The sequence below is a fragment of the Peribacillus frigoritolerans genome, from assembly GCF_001636405.1.
Taxonomy (GTDB): Bacteria; Bacillota; Bacilli; order Bacillales; family DSM-1321; genus Peribacillus; species Peribacillus frigoritolerans.
Window position 1 is genome coordinate 2,974,668 of the sequence record NZ_KV440950.1, and the last position, 26,777, is coordinate 3,001,444.

Below are 26,777 nucleotides of genomic sequence, written 5' to 3' on the forward strand. Positions count from 1 at the left end.
GTTTTCGTAAGTGTTTTGTTTCTTTTACCATCAAATATGGGTATATGATATTTATATATAAAATATTGCTGTGTAGGAGAATGAAAAAATGAAAAGAAGAAGGATGGAAATTGTATTTTTATTTATATTAATTGCTTCAGTTTATATGATCCTGTTCACTCAAGTTAGCTTCGACGTGAAGCTATTTTTTATTGGATTATATATTTTGGTCATGTTTATCACCCTATTTTCACTAATGCTCGAAAATAGATTTGCCCACGAGACACTTTTATGGATGTATGTGCTTTTATTTTTCCCGGTATTTGGATATGTGTTTTATCTATTCTCAGGTCAGCTCTATTTAAAGGGGTATTTATTCCGAAGTAAAAGGAAAAAAGATCGAGAAGAATGGAAGAGTCTTGTTACACGGGTATCCTCTCCAGATTTATCGTTCTTGAATGATCATCAGAAATCATTCGCAGCTTTTGCCAAAAATGCATCTGAGACCACAATTAGTACATCATCGAAAACGGAAGTATTGAAAAATGGCAACGAAACGTTTACAGAAATCATAAAACAATTAAGAAAAGCTGAGAAATTCATCCATATTGAATACTATATTTTTCGTTCCGACAGGCTTGGTACTGAAATTATAGATATCCTTATTGAAAAAGCAAAAAATGGTGTGGAGGTTTTATTCATTTTTGATGCGGCAGGAAGTTTAAGCCTCTCAAATAATGAGGTTAAACGGATGAAAAATGCAGGGGTTAAAGCCTATCCCTTTTCGCCATTGAAACACGGTTTTTTCAATCAAAAATTTAATTTTAGGAATCACCGTAAAATCATCATCATAGATGGGGAAGTTGGCTTTGTAGGAGGTTTAAACGTAGGAGAGGAATATTTAGGCCGAAATAAAAGCATTGGTTTTTGGAGAGATACACATATGATCCTTAAAGGTGAAGCGGTATATATGCTTCATACCGTTTTCCTTTTGGATTGGGAATATGTCAGCGGCGAAGATGTATTGCAAGGACGTCCAGAATTCAAGAATAAAGTGGTACAAGGGGATGGAGCTGTCCAGGTGGTAGCGAGCGGACCTGATACACAACAGGGGATCATGAGTGATTTTTACTATTCACTTATCACGAACGCCACAAAATCAATCTGGATTGCAAGTCCATACTTCGTACCAAATCAAGCGATTAAAGCAGCAATTAAACATGCCGCAATTAAGGGGATACAAGTCAGGGTTATGGTTCCGGCAATAAATGATGGGTTTTTAACCCAATACGGCAGTCGCTCCTATTTCGGTGAGCTGCTTCAATTCGGCGTAGAGGTATACTCGTACAACAAAGGTTTTCTACATCAGAAACTTATTATCGTAGATGGTGATATGGCTTCCATAGGAACGGCAAATATGGATATGAGGAGTTTCCACCTGAATTTTGAAGTGAATGTCTTTCTTATGGGCAGCCGTACCATTGAAGATCTCATCACTCATTACAAAGAGGATATGATGGATAGTGACAAACTAGATCCTATCGGGTATAACAATCGTGGTTTACTGGAACGTTCAAAAGAATCATTTGCCAGATTGTTTTCGAATGTACTCTAATGGGAAAAAAAGCAGATAAATAGTATAGTTGAAATGTAAAGAAATTAAATTGGCCATAAGGAGAATTTAAGAGAATATGAAATTGGTTTCCTGGAATGTAAATGGAATTAGGGCTTGTGTTAAAAAAGGATTTTTAGATTACTTTAAAGACGTGGATGCAGATATTTTCTGCCTTCAAGAAACTAAGCTTCAAGAAGGGCAGATTTCACTTGAGTTGGAAGGGTACCATCAATATTGGAATTATGCACTGAAAAAAGGATATTCAGGTACAGCCATTTTCACGAAGGAAAAACCGCTTTCAGTGAAATATGGTGTAGGAGAGCTGGATGAGGAGCCGGAAGGCAGGATCATAACACTTGAATTCGAGAGTTTTTATATGGTGAATGTTTATACCCCCAATGCAAAAAGGGATTTATCGAGACTGAATTACCGTCTCGAATGGGAAGATGAGATGATAAAATATCTTAAGGAACTGGACCTGGTGAAGCCGGTTATCTTTTGTGGTGACCTCAATGTCGCACACCAGGAAATCGACTTGAAAAACCCAAAACCCAATATAGGGAATTCCGGTTTTACAAATGAAGAACGTGGAAAGATGACTGAATTACTTGATTCAGGGTTTATCGATACATTTCGCCATTTTTATCCAGACCAGGAAGGCTCTTATACTTGGTGGTCATATATGGCAAAAGTCAGGGAGCGGAATATTGGGTGGAGAATCGATTATTTCATTGTTTCAAAACGTCTGGCGGATTCTTTAATGGAGGCAAACATTCACTGCGATGTCATGGGCAGCGATCATTGCCCGGTCGTTTTGGAAACAAACCTCTAAATGGAATAAATTCGGTTAAATGGGGATACTAATGGTTATCCATATTCAACAGGAGGTTTGATTATGAACACATTTATCGTGGGCTTTCATCAAGAAGATAATGTAGACAGCATGCAAGTGCAAAAATTGACGTCGCCTGAGTTTGAAAAAGCAACATCACGCGGATTTCGCAGATTATTTGAACTGGATACAAATATCGGTTATTTCGTATTTTTTGATGCTGAAGATGATGAGGGTGATTTATCCCATCTAGTTTTACAGTATGAAGAAGATAATCAGGATCCAAGTGATTGTTACTCCTTTACTAAAAATGATTTTTATGAGTTCATGGCACTTTATTTACAAGGGATGGATGAAGTGGAAGTGGAGGATGAAGAAGATGATGACAATGAAGAGTACGGACCAATCCATCATCTTGCCCATTTGATGTTTCATATTGTTGAAGAAGGAAAATCCGTAAAGCCATAATTGGCCGAGTAATGTAATGATAGGTACTTGTGAGCTTTGTGATAGGGATGAGATAGAACTGACCATCCATCATTTAACACCCAGAGAATTTGGCGGAAGCCATTTATCAATAGCCTATCTCTGTAAATCTTGCCACAAACAGATTCACGCACTGTATATAAACCGAGAACTGGCCATCCGACTAAATACCGTGCTTTTGTTAAAAGATGATGAAGCATTAAAAAAATATTTAAAGTGGATTAAAAAACAACCGGTAACGAGGGCAGTGAGAATAAGAAAATCAAAAACGATATAAAGCAAAAGCCCATCTTAATAAGATGGGCTTTTGCTTTTCATTTTCAGCTTGCTTTATTTTTCAACCGATCCAATAAAAATCCACCTTTAAAATAACGTGGTTCATATGAAATGATGAAAGCCTTAGGTTCAAACTTTTCAACGGTTGCTATCAATTCTTGTTCCCGATTGCGTTTGGTCAAGATTTCCATACGATAACGGTTGCTATCCCTGCCCTCGCCCGTATAAAGAGTTACACCAAATCCGTTGTTCCTCAATGTATCTACCAAATGTTCATTTTTGGTTTGAGTATTAACGGTTACATTAATAAAACCGATGGCAAGTTTTTGCTCAATTTTCGTACCAAAAATTATTCCGATTCCAAAACCGACTGCATATACAACCATGGCGAGTATGCTTTGGTCACCGCCAAATACGAGGGATAATCCAAAAACGTATATTAACATTTCTGCAATACCCAGTATCGAGGCTAGTATGGTAATATTTTTTACTAAGAAAATGGTTCGCAATGTGTAAATCGGAACATAAATAAGTTGTAATAGTAGAATCAGAAGTATTTCTTTCACTTGAGCACCTCACCAAAATCTTCCAGTTTAATTAGACGTTTCAAATTGGGGATTATTCATTCCATAAGTAACATCTTCCCTAATATAACCACATCATAATAGGGGAATTCAATGGGGAATATTATGTATTTTTTGTGTCATTTCCATGGACACAGATTTATAAATCCCATAAGATTTTTCAATATTCTTTTTTTAATTAATTTGGTATCATTATCCTTATTAATTCATATGGGGGAATGATGATGTTTAATTATGATGGTCGGATATTCAAAGCTAAAATCAATTCTGAAAATGGAGAAGTGTCAGGAAATACTACCTTCCACTATTCACAAGACGGCTCAATTCTTTCAGCAAGTTATCAGGGGGGAGAGATTGTTAAAGGGACTTTAATAGGGCTGGTCAATCTGGATGGAACTCTGGAATTCAGGTATAATCATATCAATGAAAAAGGTGAAATTAGAGGAGGCAGCTGCCTTTCCACCCCTGAAATGCTTCCTGATGGAAGGCTGCGCTTGCATGAAAAGTGGAAATGGTCAGATCTCGAACGGACTGAAGGACATTCCATCATTGAAGAAGTGAGAAAATAACAATCTACTTAGAGGGGTTTGAGGACAATTACTACTATTTGTTTAGTGCGGCATGGTCAAACAGATTGGAATGCACTAGGAAAGCTGCAAGGGCAGACTGATATTCCTTTAAATGAACTTGGAAAGATACAGGCACGGCAATGTGGTGAATTTTTATCAAAAGATGATTGGGATGTAATTATTACAAGCCCCCTGAAGAGGGCAAGGGAGACGGCGGATATCATTTCGCACTATATTGAAGTACCGGTTATTGAAAAAATGGAATTCATTGAAAAGAATTTTGGCGCCGCTGAAGGAATGACTGCAGCGGAAAGGAAGTCTGCATTCAGGGATAAAGATTATCCTGGTCAGGAAAATCAGGAATCTCTACGAAACAGGCTGATGAATGGGCTCCAGGAAATTCAGAAGGAGTATCCTGAGAAGAAAGTTATACTTGTTGCCCATGGAGCCGTCATTCATTTTATTTTACGCTTGATGTCAAATGAGTCGATCGTATCAAACGAAATGCGCTTGTTCAATGCATGTTTGAGTACGATCAGATTTGAAGTTGATTCCTGGATAATTGATGATTTCAATCAAGTGAATCATTTATCTTAGTCCTATTAAGCTAGGTTAGTTAAAAAGGAAATGGTTGATTGAAAAGCAAAGTATAGAAAGAAGGAAATCATGACTATTAAGAAGGCATTGATTTTAGGCGCTACAGGTATGGTAGGCACCCAGTTGGTTAAAGAGCTAGGCAAAAGCAAAATCTATAGTGAAATCCATTTGCTGACAAGAAGGGCACTGAAACTCGCCGATCCAAAATGCATAGGACATGTTGTGGATTTCGATAATTTATCCAAGTATGCCGATTTGTTCAAAGTCACCGATGTGTTCATTTGTTTGGGTACAACTATTAAAAAGGCTAAATCGAAGGAAGCATTTCGTAAAGTGGATTATGACTATGTAATTGAAGCAGCTAGATTGGCAAAGACATCCAATGTTGAAAAAATACTCGTCATTACGGCCATGGGTGCCAATTCCAAATCAAAGTTCTTCTACAGCCGTGTTAAAGGTGATGTGGAAGGTACACTACAACATCTGGCATTGAATACTGTACATATTTTCCGTCCTTCCTTACTTCTTGGAGAACGAAAGGAATTCAGGGCAGGTGAAAAGATTTCTGGGCTGCTAAGTACTTTTGCAAAATTTGTCTTTGTAGGCCCTTTACGTCCATATCGTGCAATAGAAGCAAACAAAGTAGCTGCTGCAATGTACGTTGCGGCCCAAACGACGGCAAAAGGATATCATTTTTATGATTCTGCTGAAATAGAGGAACTTGCACAAAGAGTTACGATTAATAGTGATCATCCGGATAAAATAGTAAAAAAATAGATTCAAGTTTCCTGTAAAAATGAAGGTTTGGGAAGACCATGCCGACGATATACTGAAAACGAGCCCCAATAAGGCTCGTTTTTAAATTCCTGGACAAATTTTGATCCCCCTTTGAGGTAATGGAGGACAAAGGATTACTATTAATTATTGAAACGTGCCTGTAAAAGGCTCGAATTAGACTGTAGTCAAACTCGAATAAAAGCCAGTTTATCTACATTTTTTATTTATAAACGTTTCAGTTGATTGGAACGGAAGGTAGGAGACTCCTGAGATGAAAGCAAGTACCTGGAGTGGAAATCAACGTTCATATCTTCCGGATGAAACTTGATTGTAACAGTGATTTCCACTACAATTTGTAGTGGGAGGTGGAAAAGGATGAAAATTAAAAATTTTAAATATGATGAAGTTGGACTGAATCGTTTCTTTGGTCCATTGGAAGCAAATATCATGGAATATTTATGGGATAAAGATGAACAAAGCATTAAAGCGGTTCAACAATCATTGGAACTTGACAAACCTATCAATTTCAACACAGTAATGACCGTCATGAATCGTTTAGTTGAAAAAGGCATTCTTGAAAAGAGGTCTGAAGGAAGGCTTTCATTATTTCGCCCGGTGCAGTCCAAAGAGGAGTTTTTTGAAGAGCAGTCAAAGAAACTGACTGAGAACTTGCTGGATGAATTTGGTGGAGCGGTCATAAGCCATATGCTGGATGCCATGAAAGACGCTGACCAAGGTTTAATTGAAAAATTGGAACAAAAAATTCAATCGTTAAAAAAGGATAAATTATAATGTGGAAGAGAAAGTCTTATTTTGTGATAAGCCTGAGTCTTTTAATTGCCTGTGTAGTATGGTGCCAAATGGGAGCTTTTTTAGTACACATCTTTTTTGGCGTGAATATTAAAGCTAATTTCTTTAAATTTTGTTTTAGTTTATTCAAGGAAGATTCAGTATACTACTTTGTGGTCGTCACACTGCTCAGTATAATAATATCCTATAGTATATTAAGTACCTTATTCAAAATTGCAGAGCAATATTTCTTATCCAGAAGGTTTAAACAAAAGCTTTTTCTTTCAAAAAACGTTGATATGACAAGGAATGTAAATGAAACATTCAATCGGGACAACAATGATATCTTAGTTGTGAACGCTGAACTGCCTCTTGCGTTTACGCTTGGTTTCAGGCGGCCTTTCATTGTGTTCAGTACTGGTTTAATTCGATTACTGGACTTTGATGAACTAGAAGCGGTAGTGGAGCATGAAGCTTTTCACCAAAAGAAATATGATCCACTCGTCATCTTTATTTTACAGTTGATTTCAAATGCGTTATGGTTTGTCCCACTGACAAAATGGTGTCATAAAAATTACAAAATAATAAGTGAATTATCAGCCGACGAGAATGCGATTCATAAAATGGGGACTGAATTAGGAATAAGTGCCGCTTTATTGAAGTTAATTAAACATGGGTGCACTGATAAATCCTCTCCTGTCCTTGTTCATTTCTCGAATGAATCAGTTAACTATAGACTTCAGCAATTGATTGATCCCCATAAAACAATTCCTTTAAGGGCTGAAACTACCACGATTTTTGTTTCCATTTATGTTTTGGTTATCCTTATAGGAATGACTATAGTGATTGTCTGATGACTTTCACTTGATTTTTTTACCACTCTACACTACACTTTGTAGTGTTAAATAAAAAAAGGAGATGTGTCATGAATAAACAAGAAATCGGTACCTTTTTATTAAGAGTTATGTTGGGAATTTCTTTTTTCTTGCATGGTTTGTCAAAATTTAAAGGTGGATTGGAAAACACTTCAGGGTGGTTTCAAAGTATAGGCATTCCGGGATTCATGGCCTATGTAGTCGGTATTATTGAATTGGTTGGAGGAATTGCTTTAATAATAGGTCTTGGAACAAGAATAATTTCTGCCCTCCTTGTATTCATCATGGCTGGTGCAATTGTTTATGTGAAATTCCCAGCAGGTTTTATGGGGAATGGAGAAGGCTCAGGGTATGAACTGGATCTCGTTCTTATGATTATTGCCCTTCACCTAGTATTGAATGGAAGCCGCTTCCTATCTATAGACTCTAAGTTACCAAAACTAAAAAAAACACAGGATTCGGAAAGGATAGCAGGTTAATAAGATTAAGCGACATTACAAAAATTCCAACACTTTTTAAGCATTCTTGAGGCATGATACCGGTGATCTACTAGGGTTATGCCTTTTTCATTTCATCTATTCTTATTTGAAATGCTACATGATTTGAAAAACCATGAATAAAAGAAGTTTCCCATAACTGCCATAACGTGACATACTTTGTCTATACATCAAGAATCTTGGAATTTTCAATTCAACATTTAGAAAATTTGATAGTTTTCAGTAAAATTTCGTTGACGAACGCATGTTCTGAGTTGTAAAATTCAATCATGGGCAATAATGGTATAGTGATTATTGCCATTGACAGTTCAAAAGCAAGCCTGGAAATTTCCCAGCTTAGTAAAAAAATTCAAAGCAAAAGGAGTTATCTAATTATGACCATGCGATTATCTCCATATTTAATGATGAACGGAAATGCGAAGGAAGCGATTCAATTTTACGAAAAGGCATTGGATGCAAAAGTCCTCTTTAAACAAACTTTTGGAGAAATGCCAGAAAATCCTGAATTTCCTCTTCCAGAAGAAGCAAAGGATCTTGTGGCACACGCAATGTTAAAGGTAGGGGAAACGGACTTCATGTTTTCGGATACGTTTCCAGGTCAAACCAGTCAATCTGGAGATCAAGTCACGATCTGCATTTCAATTAACGAAATTGAAAAATCAAAACGAATCTTTGAAACTTTGTCGCAAGGTGGAGAAGTGAAAATGCCTCTGCAGGAAGCTTTTTTCAGCCCTGCTTATGGGATTGTAACAGACAAATTCGGTGTAACCTTTCAAATTTATACAGAGGGTGAAAAATAATTTGTTAAATAATAACAGCTGTTTTTGTGAATAGTTGCAGCTGCAATGTGTGAATAAATAAATCCCGATTTCTCATTAATATCACTGAGAGATCGGGATTTTTAAGTATGACTCTTATCTCTTTTAATAGGGCATCAAAAGATCCCCCACGGAAGCATATAAGATAACATCACGTTTATAGATTAAGTAGGCGTCCATTCTCACTGTCACTGGATTCTAGATTCAATCTGAATGTATATATACTGCCCGTAACTCCACCAATGATATCATGAATACGTAGTTACCGATATTTTTTTCTGGCTCCACAATTTTACTCTGATACATTATCGTTATCTCCCTGTGATATTCGTCATATATTCTTCATCTATTTGTTCTTTGTTTAGAATATGCCTATGCTATTATTTAAAACATTGACATACAAATTAGGCTCCTTCTTTGTAAAAATTTTTCCTTTTAATAAGGTACTATCATATCATTCGAAGTAACAATTCATTGCGTAATAAGGGGAAAGGGGGAACAATGTGAATACAGATCAAGCTTTCGACCTGCTAAAGGATGCAGGAGTAACAGAAAGCAGTAGTATACAAACTGTTAGACGCTGGCTTCGTGAAGGTAAGATTAAATATGAGGGAGGCAACGGGAATAGGAAAACCGGATACATAATGGATGACACAGATCAAGCATTTGAAATGTTAAAAGATGCAGGAGTAACAGAAAGTATTAGTGTACAGACTGTCAGGCGCTGGCTTGGCGAAGGTAAGATTAAATACGCGGGGAACGGAAAGAGGAACACCGGATACATAAGCGATGACACAGCTTCAAAGCTGGCTATAAATGATAGTATAATTCAAAATAAGGACGAAATCATACACCGATTAAAATTAAAAATACAAGCTCAAGAAAAGCATATAGAAGGTATCGAAGAGCTTCATGAGACAGCAAAAAGAATATTGATTCAGCAAAGGGATATGTTCAAAAAGGAAGTTGCCATTCTAAAGAATGAGAAAAGTGAATTACAAAATGAATCAAAGGATTTATTAAAAGAAAATATTGAATTACGTAATGAATTGATAAAATTAAAAGAAAAAATCAGAAACAATTACATGATTGACTCCACTATTCAATCCAATGATTATAGTGAAAAATTAGGGCTTTCTAAAATGGCGAGCGATAAAGAAGTATTAGCAGAATATAAAGGGTTACTAAAAATAACTCATCCTGACCATAATGGCAACGCGAAGGTATTTCATTACATTAAGACTGATTACGATAATTTTAGAAAGAGCAACAAAGGTAAATGAATAGTGAATGCATGCAAAGGTATTTTGACATCAAACCTAAAGAAAAACCTAGGGTAAAAGCGTAATTTGAAACGTCGCAAATAGTTTGATGGGACAAAACAGTGCCAATTCAGACTATTGATCATTATTTTTTGTTTGGCGACTTTAAATAGGAGATTTTTAAATGAACGAATAGGTGCCTTTGTTCATTAGGCACCTAAAATTGAGGCTTTTAAAGTCTATCGTTTATACATCATGAGCGGCTACTCTGTCTCCTCATCCATTGTGTTGCAACCCATTTTTCCCCAGTGATAACGGGCGCCCCACCGTGTAAAGTTAGTTCGTTTAGGTTTTTATCGTTGTAAAAATATTCGAAATACACAGCCCTTCCCTTTCGCGGGGATACTGAAAAATTCAATTTAGGAAAAAAGGTTTCCCCTCCATGCTCCACATCATTTAAGTACAAGATGATTGTGCTAATTCTATTATTTTTTGCTGCAATACTTGAAGATGTAAAAAAATCAAAATGAGCTTTATACTCTTGTCCAGGAGTGTATTTAAGAATTTGAATACCCTCTCCATGTTCAACGGGTATATTCATGATTGTTGATATCCTTTTTTCAATTTTGGTAAGGATGTCATATTCATTTTCTTGAAAAAACATACTGCTGCTTGTTCTTATCTCATTTACTTCGTGCGTAACTCCAATTTTGGAACGATTCATTTTGTCTTTTGACAATTCAATAAGTCCGTCACATTCTTCGTCACTCAAAACATTTTCTAAAACTACAATTAGTGGTTCTTCTAATCTAGCAACTACATTGATTTCTCTGTCTTCCGTTTTGATTTTATTTCCAATATGATTAAAAATCGTTTGTTCTTTACTTGTTTTTTTATCCACTGTCAACTTTCATCGACTCCCAAAAGAATGAATTTTCAGAACAAAAAGTTTGGATTATTCTGTAAGCGTTTTCCCATGTTAATTATACCATGAACATTGTTATGTATCTGTTACTTATTTCCGTCGACCAGTAAAAATTACTGGATGAACTGGCGCTTGACTATAGCAAACTTTAATCTTTTACATAAAATATAGGAAGCTCACAATATGAAAAAGTCTCTTTGCATAGATTTTCATGTGTGTATTTTCACTAAAATCCTTACGTGAATTTTTCCTTCTGTTCAAATAAGAGTAAAAATGATGCTTGCTTGTTCACACTTTTGTGAAAGGTATATCATTCCTCTTTTATTATAAAAGGGTTTATATAAGCTATTCTCTTAACCCTATAATCAAAGCCGTTTTCTTTCAGAATGTGCACAATGACAAGGGGACGAAGGATTCATCACCAAGAATCTTAGAGAAAAAGAGACAAAGGATAAAAAGTAATAGTGCGATAGGGAATGTTAAGGAGTGATTGAAAGTGGAGGACTTTAAATCTATCTGTGTTACTGAAGGAATTAAAAAAGTGGATGTGATAAAAAATCCGACGTCGTTTCCACTGATCGGAAAGGGGGCGCAAGGGGCCGTTTTTAAAATTTCCTCAGATAAATGTGTGAAAATTTGTGCAAAACCAGAATTTGCGGCTAAAGAGGGAAATGTATTAAAAATTGCACAGGAGTCTCCCGCTATTCCACGGCTTTATGAGGTGGGGCATAACTATATTATTATGGAATATCTTGAAGGGCCAACTTTATTTCAATATTTAGAATCTGGGGGGATCCTATCCGAAAAATTGATGAGGCAAATTCTTTTTGTTTTAAAAGAAATGAAGCGATTAAAGTTTACCAGATTGGATGCCGATTTGCGCCACATTATTGTAACTAAGGAAGATGAATTAAAAGTAATAGATCATTATAGCTCCTTTACACGGATTCGAAACAAGCCAGAATTGATATTCAAAGGCCTAAAAAAGTTAGGTTTATTACCAATGTTCTTGGAAGAATTAAAAGAAATGGATCCCGAATCCTATATAGAATGGAAAAATTTATAAATAAAAAAAGTAACTCCTTTAAAGCAAATAAGAGTTACTTTTTTCTATGGAAAAATCCAGCGTTATTTGGGATTGCTATGATGCTGGATGATACGTTCAACGATTTCAGGCAATTTATTTTTCTGTTCTAAAAGAAACTTGTAGAGAGCATCCCTATCCTTCGTTTTCACATTCCACTCTTTAGGGATGGATTCGATTACTTGATAGATCGATTCGTTCGGCAATTTTACAATTTTTTCTATAAATGATGTAAGCTCTTTGTGATCATCGAGAAGAGAGAAGGCCCACTTATAAAAAGGCCAATGGTAATTATATACTGGTGTTTCACTTAGCGTTTGAGCAGACCATTGGTAGCGTCCTGGAAAAACTCTGCCATGATCAATCATATGGACATAATAGCCGCCATCGCTGAGATTTTCCAAAATGACATTCATCGTACCTCGATCAGAGTTATTCACCCATTGGTCGAATACCGTTATACCGGCAAGCATATCCCGGTTTTTAACATCCATCTTTGTGGGAGGATTTTCTCTAACATTCTCGAAAACGGTACTGTTTTTAATAAATACACAGCCATATTGGTATCCAGAACTATAGTTGTGTTTAGTGGATTGTAATTCAGGCGTCTTCTTGATGAAATCTTCCGGTATATATACAAGATCAAATGGGATAACGGGAAGTGAAAGAAGCTCTGCCAACTTTCCGATCAGGTATTCATTGACCACTTCCTTTTCTCTGCCTTTCTTAGTATCGAACCACTTCACGACATATTCTTTACCATCGCTGAAAAGAATGACATGTGCGGTTCCGCCCCTTAATGTTTGTACATATTTAACTGGATATTTTGTCATATCACTTTGTCTCCTTTAAAAATATTTGTCTAGCTCTTTTTCACTTTCACCATATCTTTTTTATTAACATTATTGCTTCTGTATTGATTGATGAAATTCGTTATAAGTTTCGGTAAATGACTTTTCTTTTCTAAAAAGAAATTTGTACAGCGCTTCACTTTTCTTCTTTGGGTAGGAATACAAATGATGTTAAATCCCTTCATTTAGCATAGAGAAGGCAAATGGATAAGTTTCTTGGTAACTGATACTGTACCTGACAACTCATTTTTGCATACTACGATATCACCCGAATTCTGGGATCAATCATATGGACAAAATTGACGCCTTCCCTAAGTTCTAGTAAAACTTTTCGATAAATAAACACGAATATTGAATCTGAACAAAATTGTATTTTTGGAATGTAATTTGGGAGTGTTTTTATGATTTCGTTTGGGTATAAATTAGTCCGACGGGGACAAAAGGAAGGAACATTGCTAATTTATTGCACACATACTCAATTACTACTATTATTGGTTCTTTTATTTTCAGTGCCATTCATTTAATTACAAACTTTTTACCATCGCTAAAAAGAATGACATGTACCTTTCCACAAATTAATGATTTTACGACCTCAACAGGTTATTTTGGACTGACCCATGGTTAATTAATTTCGTTGTTTTTTTCTATTATGCTGTATAGCCTTTGTTGTTCGATGATTTGTTTATTCAAATCGAAATTTTCATCAATTACCTGTCTTGCACTTCTGGTATATCTCTTCCATACTCTTGGATGACTCAGGAAATATTTTAGACCTTGAGCCAACTTTAAATCATCTTTCTCAGGAACAAGGTAACCTGTTTTTTTATGCTCAATCAATTCCGGAATCCCACCGTGAAAGGTGGAGATGACTGGTAAACCACTTGCCATAGCTTCTTTTAATGCATTTGGAATCCCTTCAACATCACCATCTTCGCCTGTTTCACTGGCAAGGCAAAAGAGGTGGGAATCTCTTAATTCGTTAGAGATTTGGTTTGAATCCATTGGTCCTCTAAGAAAAACGCGTTCGTTTAATTGATTTTCATCAATGAAAATTCTTAACTTCTCTTCATCTTCTCCAGTCCCAATGATGTGCAGTGTCGTTCTAGGGTATTCCTGATGAATCCGTTGAAAAGCCTTCAAAAGTGTAAGGAACCCCTTTTTCTCGACAAGTCTGGCTACGGACAAGATTCGGATTTCTCCTTCATTAGGTAGGGAACGTTGGACAAATGGGTATAAATCTAAATCCAGCCCCCCATATAGTACATGTATTTTATCTTCTTTAAATCCTAATTTTTTCAATTCATCTGCAAGAAAATGGCAAACTGAAAAACAAGCAGCTCCATGTTTTACTAAATTTTGATATCGGAGGACATTTTTGCGAAATCTCTTAAATGTTTGAGTGGAAGAATCACGTCCTCGAAAATGTACAACCAAAGGTATATCATACTCTATTGCTGCTGGTAATATATCGATGGAATGTTTCCCCTGATGAGCGTGAATCGCGACGACATTTTGCTCCTTAAAGAAAGCTCCAAGGTCTTGAATTTCGTTCAAATTATAATAGTGTTCAAACTGATATTGAACATTGTCGCAATTTGGGTAAGGTCCTATAACAATAGGACGATATTGATCCAGCATAATGATCTGATTGTACATAAACCCTTGATTGATTTTTATTGGTTCTCTAATGTAAAAAGCGATTGTCTTCACTATTTCAATCCCTTTCTTCTCTCTAAAATCAAATTTTCGATAAAACTTTGAAATATTTGTTGATCTCGTTCAGAAAGATCTTTCGGAAAAGCGGACCATTTAAAAAATTGTACTTTTTGTATTTCTATATCATCAGGTTTTAAATCTCCGCTGAGTATTTCTTCGGTAACGTAAGCAATGTTGACTGAAAAGTATTGATCACCATTAGGCAGCTTCGTAAAATAGTCCTTCCCTGAAAAAACGCCAATTAATTGAAGGTTTCCGATGTTAATTCCTGTTTCCTCCAAAATTTCACGTCTGCATGCCTCTTCCGCAGATTCTCCTAATTCGATGAAGCCGCCCGGCAATTTCCACATTTTTTCGGATTGTACCATTAGAAAACGGCTGTTCTGATCGATAACCAAAACGGTGACCCCAGTAAGTATCAAAGCTCTAGTTCCTACGAGAGCACGTAAATCTTCAATATATCCCATCTCAAGTCTCCTTTCTGATCTTTCTGGTTAATCCACTTTTATAGTAAATGCAAAATGGAAAAGATTCGAAACGGACAAGTACATATATTTGTTTGTTTTTTGTAAAGTTCTTATTTTTATGTGTATGAGCATAAGAATCTGAAGAAATGCTAGGAAAGGCTTTCCTTAAGAACTCAATAAAAGAAGGTATGACTTAATTTTATGAATAAGTGTTATTATCCTAAAGCAACTATTCGATGATTTCATAGTATAGATATTATGGTTATTAATAAGCAGCAAAGAGGTGGTAGATTAGATGAATGATTTTAAATTAATAAGGGTTGAAAGAATTGAAAAGAACGGTAAAAAGGACCTTCTTATTCATAATCCAACCACATTAAAACTAATTGGGGCAGGAAGTCAAGGTGCAGTTTTTCAGCTTGATGAAGATATTTGCGTAAAAATTTATGTCAATCCAAATGCAGCAACTAAAGAGGGAAAAGCACTTGAAGCAGCGAAGGATACTCATATTGTTCCGAGGTTATATGAAGTCGGACCAAACTATGTAATTATGGAATATTTAAAAGGTCCTAATCTAAAAGATTTTTTGAAAGGGAAGCAAGATATTCCCGAATCGATTACAGAACAAATCATAATGATTCGAAAGGAACTGAAGAGAGTTGGATTTATTAGAATCAAGACCTCAATCGGACATTTTGTTGTAACAAAGGGAAATGTGCTGAAAGCAATCGATCATTCAGATGGCCTCACAATGAATGATCCATATAATCCAAAGATGTTTCGTGATTTAAAGAAATTGGGGTTATTGGATACTTTCCTGAAACAAGCAAAGAAAATCGATCCTGAATCGTATGAAGAATGGCAAAAAAATATCGACTTCAATGCGATATAGGAAACTAACCGATATAAATGAGATTATGCGAAATTTGGGCCTGGCCAGTATCGCTAACAGTGCATGATGATTTCTTACAAATCCAATTATGTCGTACAAGCAGGGAAAATTAAAAAAGGAAAGTCGAACCCTAAACATAAAGGAGTTCGACTTTTTAGTTTGGAATTCTCCAGACTCTAAAATTCGCAATATGGGCGGAAATGCATTATTTCTCCCGTTTCTAAAAGTGCACGTTCGGCATTTATTAGGACAAATTACAATATTCGTAAAATCATTTTTGCAACCAGATAACGTTTTTCCTTATTAAAGTGGTTTTTTTAAATTTTTTTTGGAAGATTGTATATGTTTAACATTTACACATGACAAACGCTCAGTCATTCAAAGGCTTGTTGAATAACTATAGAAAGAAAGTGATGGTTGTTTATCTATGAAAGATCTGTCTATGCAAATAAGAAAATCGGAAACCACATGTATGGTTTCCTAAACTAAAATGAGGTGAATCATTTTCAAACATCCCTAAATTTGATGCCAAACATTTAGATTAAGACTGCTTAAACTGTACCATTTTTTGGGCTTCCATTACTCTTGAAGTATAGACCGGAATGATTACGATGGATCAGTTGTTTTCCCGACACAATAAATTACAAGTACATTGCTATCATTATGATCGGCAACGGCAACACAATCATGTCGACAATACTAAGAAATGGTTAAATAGCCTATCTCCGAATGTTCTTAAACTGATTCTGCAACAAAAGCGATTTACTAGAAACATAAAAGGTGAATCCAAGGTCAATTGAGAAGACGATTTTCTAACGACGCAATATGTAATTCAAATGTGCCTCCATAACCAATAAATAGTGAAAAGGGTGGGAACCTAATGGGTAAAAATGATCAAACAGATAATCACAAGGAAGACAATAGGAAGAAATATAACCATATATTAGAGAACATTCAACTCCAACTCCAACTCCAAGAAAAACAACAGAAGGAACTTCAGGTGGAACTTCAGAATCAGTTAATTAAACAACAAAATGAGACTTTAAATAAAATCTTACAAGAAATAACGAAGATTGCACAACCACTGGAAAAAGTTCAAGACCAACTCCAACACCAAGAAAAACAACAGAAGGAACTTCAGGTTCAACTTCAGAATAAATTATCTAAACAACAAGATGAGCATTTAGATAAAGTCTTACATGAAATATCGAAGCGTTCACAACCACTAGAAAAAATTCAAGTCCAACTCGAACTCCAAGAAGAACAACAGAAGCAGCTTCAGATTCAACTTCAGAATCAGTTAATTAAACAACAAGATCAAACTTCAGATAAAATCTTGCAAGAAATAACGAAGATTGCACAACCACAACCACAACCCCTCTTATTAAAATCACCTTTTAGCATAATCGATACACTTGATTTAGATGTAGAAAAAAAGGCGCAAATTGCGATGTTTATAGCAAATAGCAGTAAAAATGAAGATGAAACTAAATAAAGAAGAAGAGGCTGTTAAAGCCTCTTCTTCTTTATTTGGAAACAAGTTCATTTCCATCGGATTCCGGTGCACAGTAGTTCCCATATGTCGAAACTAGACGAAGTTTGTAAATGGAGCGAAATGATTCATTAGAATTGTATCCAATATGCTAAGTTTTGCTCTTCATGTACCGAGAAAGTAAAAGTGTTGCATTACCCTCTAAAAGGATGATAAGTGTTGTTGCTTTAGAAGTAAAATTCCTTAACTATATCCATTCAACATAGATCGAATTCTTATTAAAAATGGATGGGGTTAAAAAAACCTCCCCTTTCATTTGAAAATTCCCACCTCAAAATCATGAATACAGTCCATCATATATTTTAAAATGGCTGTTTTCACATACTTTGTTCCTATTTACCAAGTAGTGAGGTGTGGTTGATTTCCCCTCCAGATGCTCGCTTTCCGCGGGGCGGGCGGTGAGCCCCCTCGGCGTAAACGCCTGTGGGGTCACACCTGTCCCGCCGCTCCCGCAGGAGTCTCGCACTTCCGCTCCAATCAACCTTAGATTGTTTCGTTTTAAAAACAACAACCTTTACGAAAAGAGCCTTTAAAATTAAACAAAAAACTGCCTGCGATGGAGTTTTTCAAAGAAAGGGAAAGGGAAATCGTTTAGGCTACTGTACCGCAAAAAGCTCCACAGCGGTTTATACAAACCGTATATCGACCATTTCAATCTCCATTACATAAAAAGTGTAATGGAGGTTTTAAAGGGCACTAACCGACAGGCTGCGGGGCCCGGCCACAGCCAGATTGGAATTCTTCCATATATAGCCTACTGGCCCCGTTAAATAAAAATGGACGAATTGGGCTACTAACTAGACCGTAAGTTGTCCTATTGCATATAAAGGATTAATGAATGCAAAAGGGAGGCAGCTTATGAAAATCCGAAAGGCCATTATTCCGGCCGCAGGTCTAGGGACCCGATTTTTGCCTGCTACAAAAGCTCAGGCTAAGGAAATGCTGCCGATTGTTGATAAACCAACGATTCAATATATTGTTGAAGAAGCAGTAGCTTCGGGCATAGAGGAAATAATTATCATAATCGGTAGAGGAAAAAGATCAATAGAGGATCATTTTGATAAATCCTATGAGTTGGAAGATGCACTTTTAAGAAAAAACCAGCTTGATATTTTAGAGGAAGTTCAGAAAATATCCAGCTTGGCAAATATCTATTATGTCCGCCAAAAGGAACCGATGGGTCTAGGACATGCAATTCTCTGTGCTAAAAGCTTCATTGGAAATGAACCTTTTGCCGTTTTGTTAGGGGATGACATCGTTATGTCTAAAACACCCTGTCTGAAACAAATCATCAGTGTTTTTGAGTATTGCAACAGTTCCGTCGTAGCTGTTCAGAATGTTCCGGAAAAGGATGTCAGTAAATATGGAATTATTAAGCCAAAAGGGACAATGATAGAGCCAAACCTTTTTCATATAGATTCTTTGGTGGAAAAACCGAAAAGGGAAGAGGCGCCTTCCAGATATGCGATAATGGGGCGTTATGTTTTTAGACCCGAGATTTTTGAAACGCTTTCCAAGCTTCCGGTTGGACATGGTAATGAATTACAACTTACTGATGCCATTAATGAGCTAAATAAACAGCAGGCTGTATTAGCATATAACTTTGAGGGAAACCGATATGATATTGGTGATAAAGTTGGATTCATTAAGGCAACAATAGACTTTGCTCTGCGCAGGGATGATATAAGAGACGAGGTACTTTCCTATTTAAGGGATGTAAATAAGAAAGAAAACCTCCAAATTATAAAGAGAGAGCTTGAATAATATGAAAATAGCAGTTTTGGGTACAGGTTATGTCGGGCTGTCCACTGGTGTTTGTTTGTCAGAAATAGGTCATAATGTCATTTGTATCGATACAGATGAACAGAAAATTAAAAGCCTACGTCAAGGGATTTCTCCAATATATGAACCTGGTCTGGAGAATTTGCTTATTCAAAATGCTGCAGCGGGTAGACTGCTATTTACTACATCTCATCGAGAAGCGCTAAATGGTGCCGAGATTATCATAATTGCCGTAGGAACACCGCAAATGGAGGATGGGGGAGCAGATTTATCTTATATTGTGCAGGCCGCGAAGGATATTGCTGCGAACCTGGTACAGAGTTCAGTAGTCGTTATAAAGAGTACTGTGCCTGTTGGTACGAATGATTTTATTAAAAGCATCATTGAAGAACATTGTAACGAAAGTGTCACCTTTAATATGGTATCAAATCCTGAATTTTTAAGACAAGGGTCTGCCGTCATGGATACGATGCAAGCAGATCGAATCATAATCGGTTCTGAAAATGATGAGGCTGCTAAGAAAGTACAAGAAATGTATCGTCCATTAAATGTACCATTTATATTAACAAGCATACGAAGTGCGGAAATGATTAAGTACGCATCTAATGCCTTTTTGGCGACCAAGATTAGCTTTATCAATGAAGTTGCCAATTTGTGCGGAGTAGTGGGTGCAGATGTTAAAGATGTAGCAAAGGGAATGGGAAAAGATAAAAGGATCGGAGAAGCTTTTTTACAGCCCGGCATTGGTTATGGAGGATCTTGTTTTCCAAAGGATGTTAAAGCGTTGCTTCATACTGCCAATTTAAATGGAGTACATTTTTCCCTGTTAAAAGAAACAGTAGCGATCAATGATTTTCAGCAGGAGCTCCTTGTAACCAAAGCGATAAATCGCTTAGGAGATTTAAAAGGGAAAAAAGTTGCAATGCTTGGTCTCGCTTTCAAGCCAGAGACAGACGACATGAGGGAAGCTCCATCAATCAAAATTGCGCGTTCATTAACCAAACTTGGAGCAGAAGTGGTAGCTTATGATCCGGTTGCAGTGGATAATGCGAAGAACATATTAGGGGATACAATCAGGTTTGCAAGCACAGTCCGCGAAGCGGCAGTGAATGCGGATGCTGTATTCATTGTTACCGAATGGAAAGAGTTTAGACTTTTAGATTTGAAAACATTGATGACAACAATGAGACGGCCAATCATTTTTGATGGTAGAAATTGTCTTGAAGAAGATCGAATCAGAGCGTGCAAGAAAATTGAATATTACCCAATAGGAAGACCAGCAATTGTTATTGGAATGACATAAAGCGAAAAAAATTTCTAACACTTCCTTAACTCAGACATGTTGAAAACGTATATTAGGTTCAAACTGGAAATGCAGCACCTTTGATCTTATCTTGGGTGCTTTTTTATATTTCTTAAATAGAAGAAAAATCTTTATCGACGATTAAAACCTTAGATTAACATCAACTATAACATGTTGTTTTTATAATCATTGTTTGAAACTTGTGTCATGGCACCTACTTAAATCCCCCTTTGTATTAGACAAACGCATACTCTCTGCCATTTAGCTTTACTGTATGTTATTAGTCCATGCGTACCTAGGGAGTCCTGCATAATATACTTGAAAAGGTCCAGGAAATTTGCTTACTATGCATGAAAGGAGATCATTTATTTGCACACAGTTATGCATTTGAATTTAAGAGTTGATCCGACCCAATATATCTCACAGATTCGAGAAGTTCCTGATTATGATTATATTCATATGGTACGACAACCTAAGTATATGATAGATCTTTCCCTTTTAAATGAGAAGGTTCATTATCTCAATGAAGTTTTTTCACCAAAAGAATATGTCAAAAGAAATAATATCTCCCTATTACATGCTCATCATGGCCAATTAGGGATGTTATTACTTCCTTTTAAAGAGGAAACAAACCTTCCGTTGGTAACAAGTATTAGAGGCAGGGATGCAACCCTGGCTAATCAGCCCATTGGGTATCTAGATAACATGAAAATGCTATTTGATCGAGGGGAGCGTTTTTTTCCAGTTTGTCAGTATTTAGCAGATAGGTTAATTGCTTGGGGTTGTCCTTCAGAAAAAATTAGAGTGCTATATGGGGGCGTTGACCTTAACGAATTCAAATACCGGGCACCACATAAAGGGGATTCTCAAAACATTCTTTCCATCGGTAGGTTGGTGGAAAAAAAAGGACATCACATCTTAATGCAAGCTTTCCAAAAAATCAGAGGTAAATTTCCAAATGCAACCTTGACGATTATCGGTAGAGGGGGGCTTGAAGAATATCTCATTTCATTGGCAAATCAACTTAATTTAGGAGACTCTTTTCGCCTATTAAACCATCTCCCTAAAGATCAAGTTCGAGAACAAATGACCAATGCAGATATATTTTGTGCCGCGAGCTTAGAAGCTGCCGATGGAGATGTAGAAGGTATACCTAATACATTAAAAGAAGCTATGGCGATTGGAGTACCAGTGATTTCGACCAATCATGCGGGCATCCCTGAATTAATAACAAATAACAAAGAAGGGGTTTTAGTACAAGAAAACAATGTGGATGAACTGGCAGATGCTCTTGAATTTATGCTATCTAACAGAGAGAAATGGGAAACATATACAGTAGCGGCTCGTCAAAAAGTAGAACAAAAATTTAACCTCGCCCAACAACTTCAACAACAAGCAGAATTTTATGATGAACTTGTAGCCCCTTATAAATTAGGTAAACGATATTTAGTAACACCGCGCCAAAAAGATAAAAAAGTCCTTAATGAGACGCCACAGCCTCAACAGCAAGGTAAGTATGATGGCGAAAGGATAGCGCCTAGAAAAAAAGCCGAATTAGCCAAAAAAGCCCTTATTTATATGCAACAGCTACAACAGCTTCAAGGGCTTCCACAGTTACAACAACTTAAACAGTTTCCGCAGCTTCAGCAGTTACAACAGCAGACTAATGATAAAGTCAAAGATGAACTTGTAACATCTATTAAAAAAGAAAAAGAAGCTAAAGTTCAACAGGGAGCTAAGGATCAAGATGAAAAAATAGCTTTTCGTAAAAAAGAAAAAAAGGCTCAGAAAGCCGAAAAAGTAAAAAAAGCCCTTTATAAAATTCAAAAATTTCAACAGCAGGCCATAGATGAGCAGTTAGGAGGAGATCATGGAGGACTTTAAAACCATTACTGTTACCAAGGGTGAAAAATCTTTGGAAATTCACAATCCGACAAGCTATCCGCTGATTGGAATGGGAGCTCAAGGTGCAGTTTTTCAACTTTCAGAAGATAAATGTGTAAAAATCTATTCAGACCCAGTACAAGCGAAAATGGAGGAAGAAGCTCTTGCAGCAGGAAAACATCTACCCTTTATGCCTTTGGTATATGATACAGGACCAAACTATATAGTCATGGAATATTTTAATGCCCCGACCTTAAAAGAATATCTGAGAAATTGTACGTATATCCCTGATTCTATAGTAGAGAAACTTCTCTATATATTAAAGGAATTAAAACAAGCAAAGTTCACCATGATAGATGCCCCTCTACGCCATATTTTTGTCGTCGGTAATGAGGAACTTAAGGTGATTGACCATGTGAATTCCTTTAAAAGGATACACCCTGTACCATTAAAATTATTAAGAGATTTGAAAATAATCCTTTTAAAGGACTCGTTCCTAGATCAAGTGAAAAAGCTTGAACCGGACACCTTCAATGAGTGGGAGGGTTATTTCAATCAAAATAGTTTGGACTTTAGAAATATTCCAGTCCACTCAGGAGGTTCAGGTAACGGAGTGAAAGTGGATAGCGCCATAACACAAACCCTCATTGGAAAAGGGCATCAAGGTGCTGTTTATCGAGTGTCTGAAGAGACATGCGTCAAACTTTATGGAAAAACTGAACATGCAAATCAGGAAAAAATGGTCCTTTTATCAAGTCAAGACTTGCCCTTTATACCGAAAGTCTTTGAAACAGGACCCAATTATATTTTAATGGAATATCTATTAGGACCAGATTTAAATACGTTTCTTAAAAAACAATCTGTACTTTCTGAGGACATCACAAAACGGTTACTCTATATATTGAAAACAATGGAAAAATCAGGTTTCAAACAAATTGATGCTCCATTACGACATATCATTATAACCAAGAATGGTTTTAAATTAGTCGACCATGTGTACTCTTTTTCACGTGAACAAAAAAGACCTCTCGAGTTATTTAAAGACCTGCGGGAAAGAAATTTTTTAGATGCCTTTTTAGAACAAGTAAAGGCGATAGATCCCGATACGTATGCTGAATGGACAAAAACACCAATCCCATTAGATGAAAATGAAAATACCCTTGTATAGTCTTAGTTATCTAACCGTAACCGAGCATATAAAAAACCGATGATGATTTCGCATTCACCGGTTTCCAAGATGGTTTTAGCATTAACTCACTTACGTAAGTGCTAATTCACAGCGGGTATAAGAGAGAATAACTCATGAGGCTTAGAGTGAAAAAAATAGCATGACATTGGTGGTTTACGAATAAAACGTAAGTCTCTCTCCAATGAGAATTTTGAGTTTATTTCCTCTTTTTATCCGTCATAAATTGGTGTTCTGTTGGTGTAAAGAATCGAAAGTATCAATGTATAAATAATGATAATCAGTGTTCCGAAAAAGTGTCAGAATCCTAATGTAATAGAAAGGATTGAAATGAATGCTATGAACATTTTAGTAACAGGGGCAGCAGGATTCATTGGTTTCCATTTAACAAAACGTTTGTTAGCCCTAGATAACAAGGTTATTGGAGTAGACAATATTAATGATTATTATGATGTTATTTTAAAAAACAATCGACTGAAGATATTAGAAGAAAATCCTGATTTTGAATTCCACAAAATGGATTTGTCAAATAAAGAGAAACTAAATCAATTATTCAAAGACAGAACCATTGATATAGTCATTAACTTAGCAGCCCAGGCTGGAGTACGTTATAGCATAGAAAATCCGGATTCTTATGTTAATTCCAACCTTGTTGGGTTTGTCAATATCTTGGAGGTTTGTCGACACAATAACGTAAAGCACTTAATTTATGCATCCTCTAGTTCTGTATATGGAGCAAATACAAATATCCCCTTCTCAACCAAAGACCCAGTGGATCATCCAGTAAGTTTATACGCTGCCACTAAAAAGTCTAATGAATTAATGGCTCATACGTATAGTCATTTATATAATATTCCAACCACAGGACTCCGTTTCTTTACGGTGTATGGTCCATGGGGGAGACCTGATATGGCTTATTACTCTTTTACTAAAAATATAATCGAAGAGAATACAATAAAGGTTTTTAATAATGGAGATATGAGAAGAGACTTCACTTATATTGATGATATTGTTGAAGGAATGGTCCGGTTACTTGATAAACCACCGGTTCATACTATTGGATGGGACAGAGCTAACCCTGATTCAAGTTCAAGCTATGCTCCATACAAAATTTATAATATCGGTAACAATAAACCTATAAAATTAATGGATTTCATTAACACTTTAGAAAAACTAATTGGCAAAAAGGCAAAAGTAGAATTCTTACCAATGCAACCGGGAGATGTTAAGGAGACATATGCAGATATTGCCGATTTACATGCTGATGTGGGGTTCCATCCTTCAACAACAATAGAAGAAGGTTTAGCTCATTTTGTAAATTGGTACAAAAAGTACAATAAATAAGGAAAAAAAACAGTGAGTTTTACCAAATGGGATATTAATCGATAAAAAATAAAAATAGGAATCTCTTTTGAAGTCCAGCCTTGAGGAAATATTACTAGTCATGGTGTATGTGAAAAATAGGTGTTGTCAAACTTCAATGTGCATATTAGGGCAGCACTGATCAATAAATTTAAAGTTTAATATGTAAAAACCCAAAACCCAAGAATGGGTATAAGGACGAATAATGCTAGTGAAAAAGATAAATTAAAAATTTTGTAAGTCATTAAAAGGAGAAAGTAATTTGAATCCTGTAAATATGAAAACTCAATTGGAAGTTCTTAATGAGTATAATTTGTCAGATTTTCTCATGACAACCCTTAAACGAAATTCTACAAAAGATCCTCTATTCAAATTAAATCCTCTGTTTGAAAACTACTTTAAAGTTTGTTCTGAAGACCTGCCATATAAAGACATTTATAAAGCCGATTCTATTTCCCCTTCTGAATATCACAAGCAAGTGAAACAAATTGCAGAACGGGAAAAGAGAAAATTTCTATTAAAGGGACTGAGGTGAGATGAGAACCATTGCTTATTTTGTAAGTGAAAACATTAAAACACACCAACGTTTTATATATAATCAAATCGTAAAAATAACTAACTATCGCACAATCGTAATCGGCCCATTCGACAATGCCGACCGTACAGAATTCCCCTTTGAAAACTACTATAATATAAACAAAATTAAAGATCTAAAAAAGTTCTTCGAAGAACAAGATATCATAGCCATTCATGCTCATCACGGATCACACGGACAAGAGATTTTGCCATTATGTGAAAAATATAATATTCCTTTGATTGTTAGCATTAGAGGACGAGATGGTTCGGACAGACCGGAAATTTTCGAAAAAAATGCTAAGCGATATTCAGCTTTAAATAAACATGGTGCACACTATTACCCTGTATGCCAATATCTTGCAGAAGGATTAAGAAGGTTAGGAATTCCGGCTAAGAATATGCATGTATTATATGGTGGTATCGAATTAGATCTTTTCCCCTATGCTAACCGCACTCTTCCTACATTAGGCGAAATAAGAGTTCTATCGGTAGGTAGACTTGTAGACAAAAAAGGATTTGTTACTCTTATAAAAGCATTTAAACGCATTTATACACAATATCCAAATGCTAGACTGCATATTATTGGAGCAGGTGAAGATGAGAAAAAAATCAAATCCACCATTGCAGAATATAACCTTAAAGATGTTGTGATTCTTAGAGGAGCTATGGATTCAAAACAGGTTTCGGACGAATTGAAAAAAGCCCATATCTTCTGTCTAGCAAGTCAGACAGCTAAAAATGGTGATATCGAAGGTATTCCTAATGCCTTAAAAGAAGCAATGGCTAGCGGTTTACCTGTCGTTTCCACTCGACACGCAGGAATCCCTGAATTAATTGAACATCAGAGAACAGGATACCTAGCGCCAGAAAAAAATGATATGGAGTTAGCGAAAGGCATACAATTCTTTATAGAAAATCCAGATGTTTGGACCGACTATACGGAAAGAGCACGGAAAGTCATTGAAGAAAAATTTGATGTCAATAAACAAATTATTGAGCAACAAAGACTATATTCTCTTGTAAATACAGTGAAAACTGAAAATGCAACGAAAAAGAAAACCAAAGCGGAAACGGAAAAGAAAACGTATACGCAAACGGAAACGGAAAAGAAAAAGAAAACCAAAGCGGAATCGGAAAAGAAAAAGGAAATGAAAAAGAAATCGAAAACAAAAACGAAAACGAAAACGGAAAAGAGTAAAAAGAAAAAATAAATCAAGTTAGGAAACAGCAGTGCGTGAAGG

At 36.0% G+C, this 26,777-nt stretch carries 27 protein-coding genes; 22 read left to right on the forward strand and 5 right to left on the reverse strand.

Features of this window, described 5'->3' with window-relative positions; all coding sequences use genetic code 11:
• The first annotated feature begins 88 nt into the window (after window positions 1–88).
• The 4 genes from cls to A6755_RS27620 all read left to right on the forward strand — a co-directional run bounded on the left by cls (window position 89) and on the right by A6755_RS27620 (window position 3,189).
• Window positions 89–1,594: a cardiolipin synthase gene (gene cls / locus A6755_RS14315; protein WP_063591057.1), complete on the forward strand. Its 1,506-nt coding sequence runs from the start codon at window positions 89–91 to the stop codon at window positions 1,592–1,594.
• Window positions 1,595–1,670: 76 nt separating this feature from the next.
• Complete coding sequence (locus A6755_RS14320; RefSeq protein ID WP_063591058.1) at window positions 1,671–2,426, forward strand: exodeoxyribonuclease III; 756 nt, start codon at window positions 1,671–1,673, stop codon at window positions 2,424–2,426.
• Between the two features lie 63 nt (window positions 2,427–2,489).
• Window positions 2,490–2,894: a hypothetical protein gene (locus A6755_RS14325; protein WP_063591059.1), complete on the forward strand. Its 405-nt coding sequence runs from the start codon at window positions 2,490–2,492 to the stop codon at window positions 2,892–2,894.
• Window positions 2,895–2,910: 16 nt separating this feature from the next.
• Complete coding sequence (locus tag A6755_RS27620; RefSeq protein WP_084737753.1) at window positions 2,911–3,189, forward strand: HNH nuclease-like protein HlpB; 279 nt, start codon at window positions 2,911–2,913, stop codon at window positions 3,187–3,189.
• A gap of 43 nt (window positions 3,190–3,232) precedes the next feature.
• On the opposite strand, the gene A6755_RS14330 is transcribed toward A6755_RS27620, so the two are convergent.
• Entirely contained in the window at window positions 3,233–3,754 is a 522-nt protein-coding gene (locus A6755_RS14330; RefSeq protein WP_034306915.1) for a DUF2179 domain-containing protein, read from the reverse strand.
• 242 nt (window positions 3,755–3,996) lie between these two features.
• On the opposite strand from A6755_RS14330, the gene A6755_RS14335 reads away from it, so the two are divergent.
• The 8 genes from A6755_RS14335 to A6755_RS14370 all read left to right on the forward strand — a co-directional run bounded on the left by A6755_RS14335 (window position 3,997) and on the right by A6755_RS14370 (window position 9,977).
• A complete protein-coding gene (locus A6755_RS14335) occupies window positions 3,997–4,341 on the forward strand; it encodes an avidin-fold protein (protein WP_048680864.1) in 345 nt (114 codons plus the stop codon).
• Window positions 4,342–4,368: 27 nt separating this feature from the next.
• A complete protein-coding gene (locus A6755_RS14340; protein WP_063592562.1) occupies window positions 4,369–4,938 on the forward strand; it encodes a histidine phosphatase family protein in 570 nt (189 codons plus the stop codon).
• 69 nt (window positions 4,939–5,007) lie between these two features.
• The gene (locus A6755_RS14345) at window positions 5,008–5,715 is read left to right on the forward strand and encodes an NAD(P)H-binding protein (RefSeq protein ID WP_052137251.1); all 708 of its coding nucleotides are present in this window, start codon (window positions 5,008–5,010) and stop codon (window positions 5,713–5,715) included.
• 375 nt (window positions 5,716–6,090) lie between these two features.
• Window positions 6,091–6,507 (forward strand): BlaI/MecI/CopY family transcriptional regulator, encoded by a 417-nt coding sequence (locus A6755_RS14350; RefSeq protein WP_034306913.1) that lies wholly within the window; start codon window positions 6,091–6,093, stop codon window positions 6,505–6,507.
• Entirely contained in the window at window positions 6,507–7,358 is an 852-nt protein-coding gene (locus tag A6755_RS14355; RefSeq protein ID WP_063591060.1) for a M56 family metallopeptidase, read from the forward strand. Before A6755_RS14350 ends, A6755_RS14355 begins: the two co-directional genes overlap by 1 nt.
• A gap of 71 nt (window positions 7,359–7,429) precedes the next feature.
• Entirely contained in the window at window positions 7,430–7,858 is a 429-nt protein-coding gene (locus tag A6755_RS14360; protein WP_063591061.1) for a DoxX family protein, read from the forward strand.
• 392 nt (window positions 7,859–8,250) lie between these two features.
• On the forward strand, window positions 8,251–8,676 hold the full coding sequence (locus A6755_RS14365) for a VOC family protein (RefSeq protein ID WP_034306908.1): 426 nt from the start codon (window positions 8,251–8,253) through the stop codon (window positions 8,674–8,676).
• 521 nt (window positions 8,677–9,197) lie between these two features.
• The gene (locus A6755_RS14370; protein ID WP_063591062.1) at window positions 9,198–9,977 is read left to right on the forward strand and encodes a hypothetical protein; all 780 of its coding nucleotides are present in this window, start codon (window positions 9,198–9,200) and stop codon (window positions 9,975–9,977) included.
• 232 nt (window positions 9,978–10,209) lie between these two features.
• Here the strand turns inward: A6755_RS14370 and A6755_RS14375 are convergent, their stop codons facing one another.
• Entirely contained in the window at window positions 10,210–10,863 is a 654-nt protein-coding gene (locus A6755_RS14375) for a 2OG-Fe(II) oxygenase (RefSeq protein ID WP_063591063.1), read from the reverse strand.
• 514 nt (window positions 10,864–11,377) lie between these two features.
• Between A6755_RS14375 and A6755_RS14380 the strand changes: the two genes are divergently transcribed.
• On the forward strand, window positions 11,378–11,947 hold the full coding sequence (locus A6755_RS14380) for a hypothetical protein (protein ID WP_063591064.1): 570 nt from the start codon (window positions 11,378–11,380) through the stop codon (window positions 11,945–11,947).
• 62 nt (window positions 11,948–12,009) lie between these two features.
• Here the strand turns inward: A6755_RS14380 and A6755_RS14385 are convergent, their stop codons facing one another.
• From A6755_RS14385 to A6755_RS14395, 3 genes are all read right to left on the reverse strand, one after another.
• On the reverse strand, window positions 12,010–12,798 hold the full coding sequence (locus A6755_RS14385) for a HipA family kinase (RefSeq protein ID WP_063591065.1): 789 nt from the start codon (window positions 12,796–12,798) through the stop codon (window positions 12,010–12,012).
• 639 nt (window positions 12,799–13,437) lie between these two features.
• A complete protein-coding gene (locus A6755_RS14390) occupies window positions 13,438–14,526 on the reverse strand; it encodes a glycosyltransferase (protein WP_244889670.1) in 1,089 nt (362 codons plus the stop codon).
• On the reverse strand, window positions 14,526–14,999 hold the full coding sequence (locus A6755_RS14395; RefSeq protein WP_063591067.1) for an NUDIX hydrolase: 474 nt from the start codon (window positions 14,997–14,999) through the stop codon (window positions 14,526–14,528). Before A6755_RS14395 ends, A6755_RS14390 begins: the two co-directional genes overlap by 1 nt.
• Window positions 15,000–15,294: 295 nt before the next feature.
• Between A6755_RS14395 and A6755_RS14400 the strand changes: the two genes are divergently transcribed.
• The 9 genes from A6755_RS14400 (at window position 15,295) to A6755_RS14440 (ending at window position 26,747) form a co-directional block, all read left to right on the forward strand.
• Complete coding sequence (locus tag A6755_RS14400) at window positions 15,295–15,891, forward strand: hypothetical protein (protein WP_063591068.1); 597 nt, start codon at window positions 15,295–15,297, stop codon at window positions 15,889–15,891.
• Window positions 15,892–16,771: 880 nt separating this feature from the next.
• On the forward strand, window positions 16,772–17,386 hold the full coding sequence (locus A6755_RS14405) for a hypothetical protein (RefSeq protein WP_063591069.1): 615 nt from the start codon (window positions 16,772–16,774) through the stop codon (window positions 17,384–17,386).
• Window positions 17,387–18,301: 915 nt separating this feature from the next.
• A complete protein-coding gene (galU, locus tag A6755_RS14410) occupies window positions 18,302–19,207 on the forward strand; it encodes a UTP--glucose-1-phosphate uridylyltransferase GalU (protein ID WP_034306886.1) in 906 nt (301 codons plus the stop codon).
• A gap of 1 nt (window position 19,208) precedes the next feature.
• Window positions 19,209–20,528: a UDP-glucose dehydrogenase family protein gene (locus A6755_RS14415; RefSeq protein WP_063592563.1), complete on the forward strand. Its 1,320-nt coding sequence runs from the start codon at window positions 19,209–19,211 to the stop codon at window positions 20,526–20,528.
• A 369-nt stretch (window positions 20,529–20,897) separates the two neighbouring features.
• Entirely contained in the window at window positions 20,898–22,412 is a 1,515-nt protein-coding gene (locus A6755_RS14420) for a glycosyltransferase (protein ID WP_063591070.1), read from the forward strand.
• Window positions 22,399–23,580, forward strand: a complete 1,182-nt coding sequence (locus A6755_RS14425) for a hypothetical protein (RefSeq protein WP_063591071.1) — start codon at window positions 22,399–22,401, stop codon at window positions 23,578–23,580. Before A6755_RS14420 ends, A6755_RS14425 begins: the two co-directional genes overlap by 14 nt.
• A 357-nt stretch (window positions 23,581–23,937) precedes the next feature.
• Entirely contained in the window at window positions 23,938–24,942 is a 1,005-nt protein-coding gene (locus A6755_RS14430; RefSeq protein ID WP_174878786.1) for an NAD-dependent epimerase, read from the forward strand.
• Window positions 24,943–25,222: 280 nt separating this feature from the next.
• Complete coding sequence (locus tag A6755_RS14435) at window positions 25,223–25,495, forward strand: hypothetical protein (RefSeq protein WP_063591072.1); 273 nt, start codon at window positions 25,223–25,225, stop codon at window positions 25,493–25,495.
• 1 nt (window position 25,496) lies between these two features.
• Window positions 25,497–26,747, forward strand: a complete 1,251-nt coding sequence (locus A6755_RS14440) for a glycosyltransferase (protein ID WP_063591073.1) — start codon at window positions 25,497–25,499, stop codon at window positions 26,745–26,747.
• Window positions 26,748–26,777 lie beyond the last annotated feature (30 nt).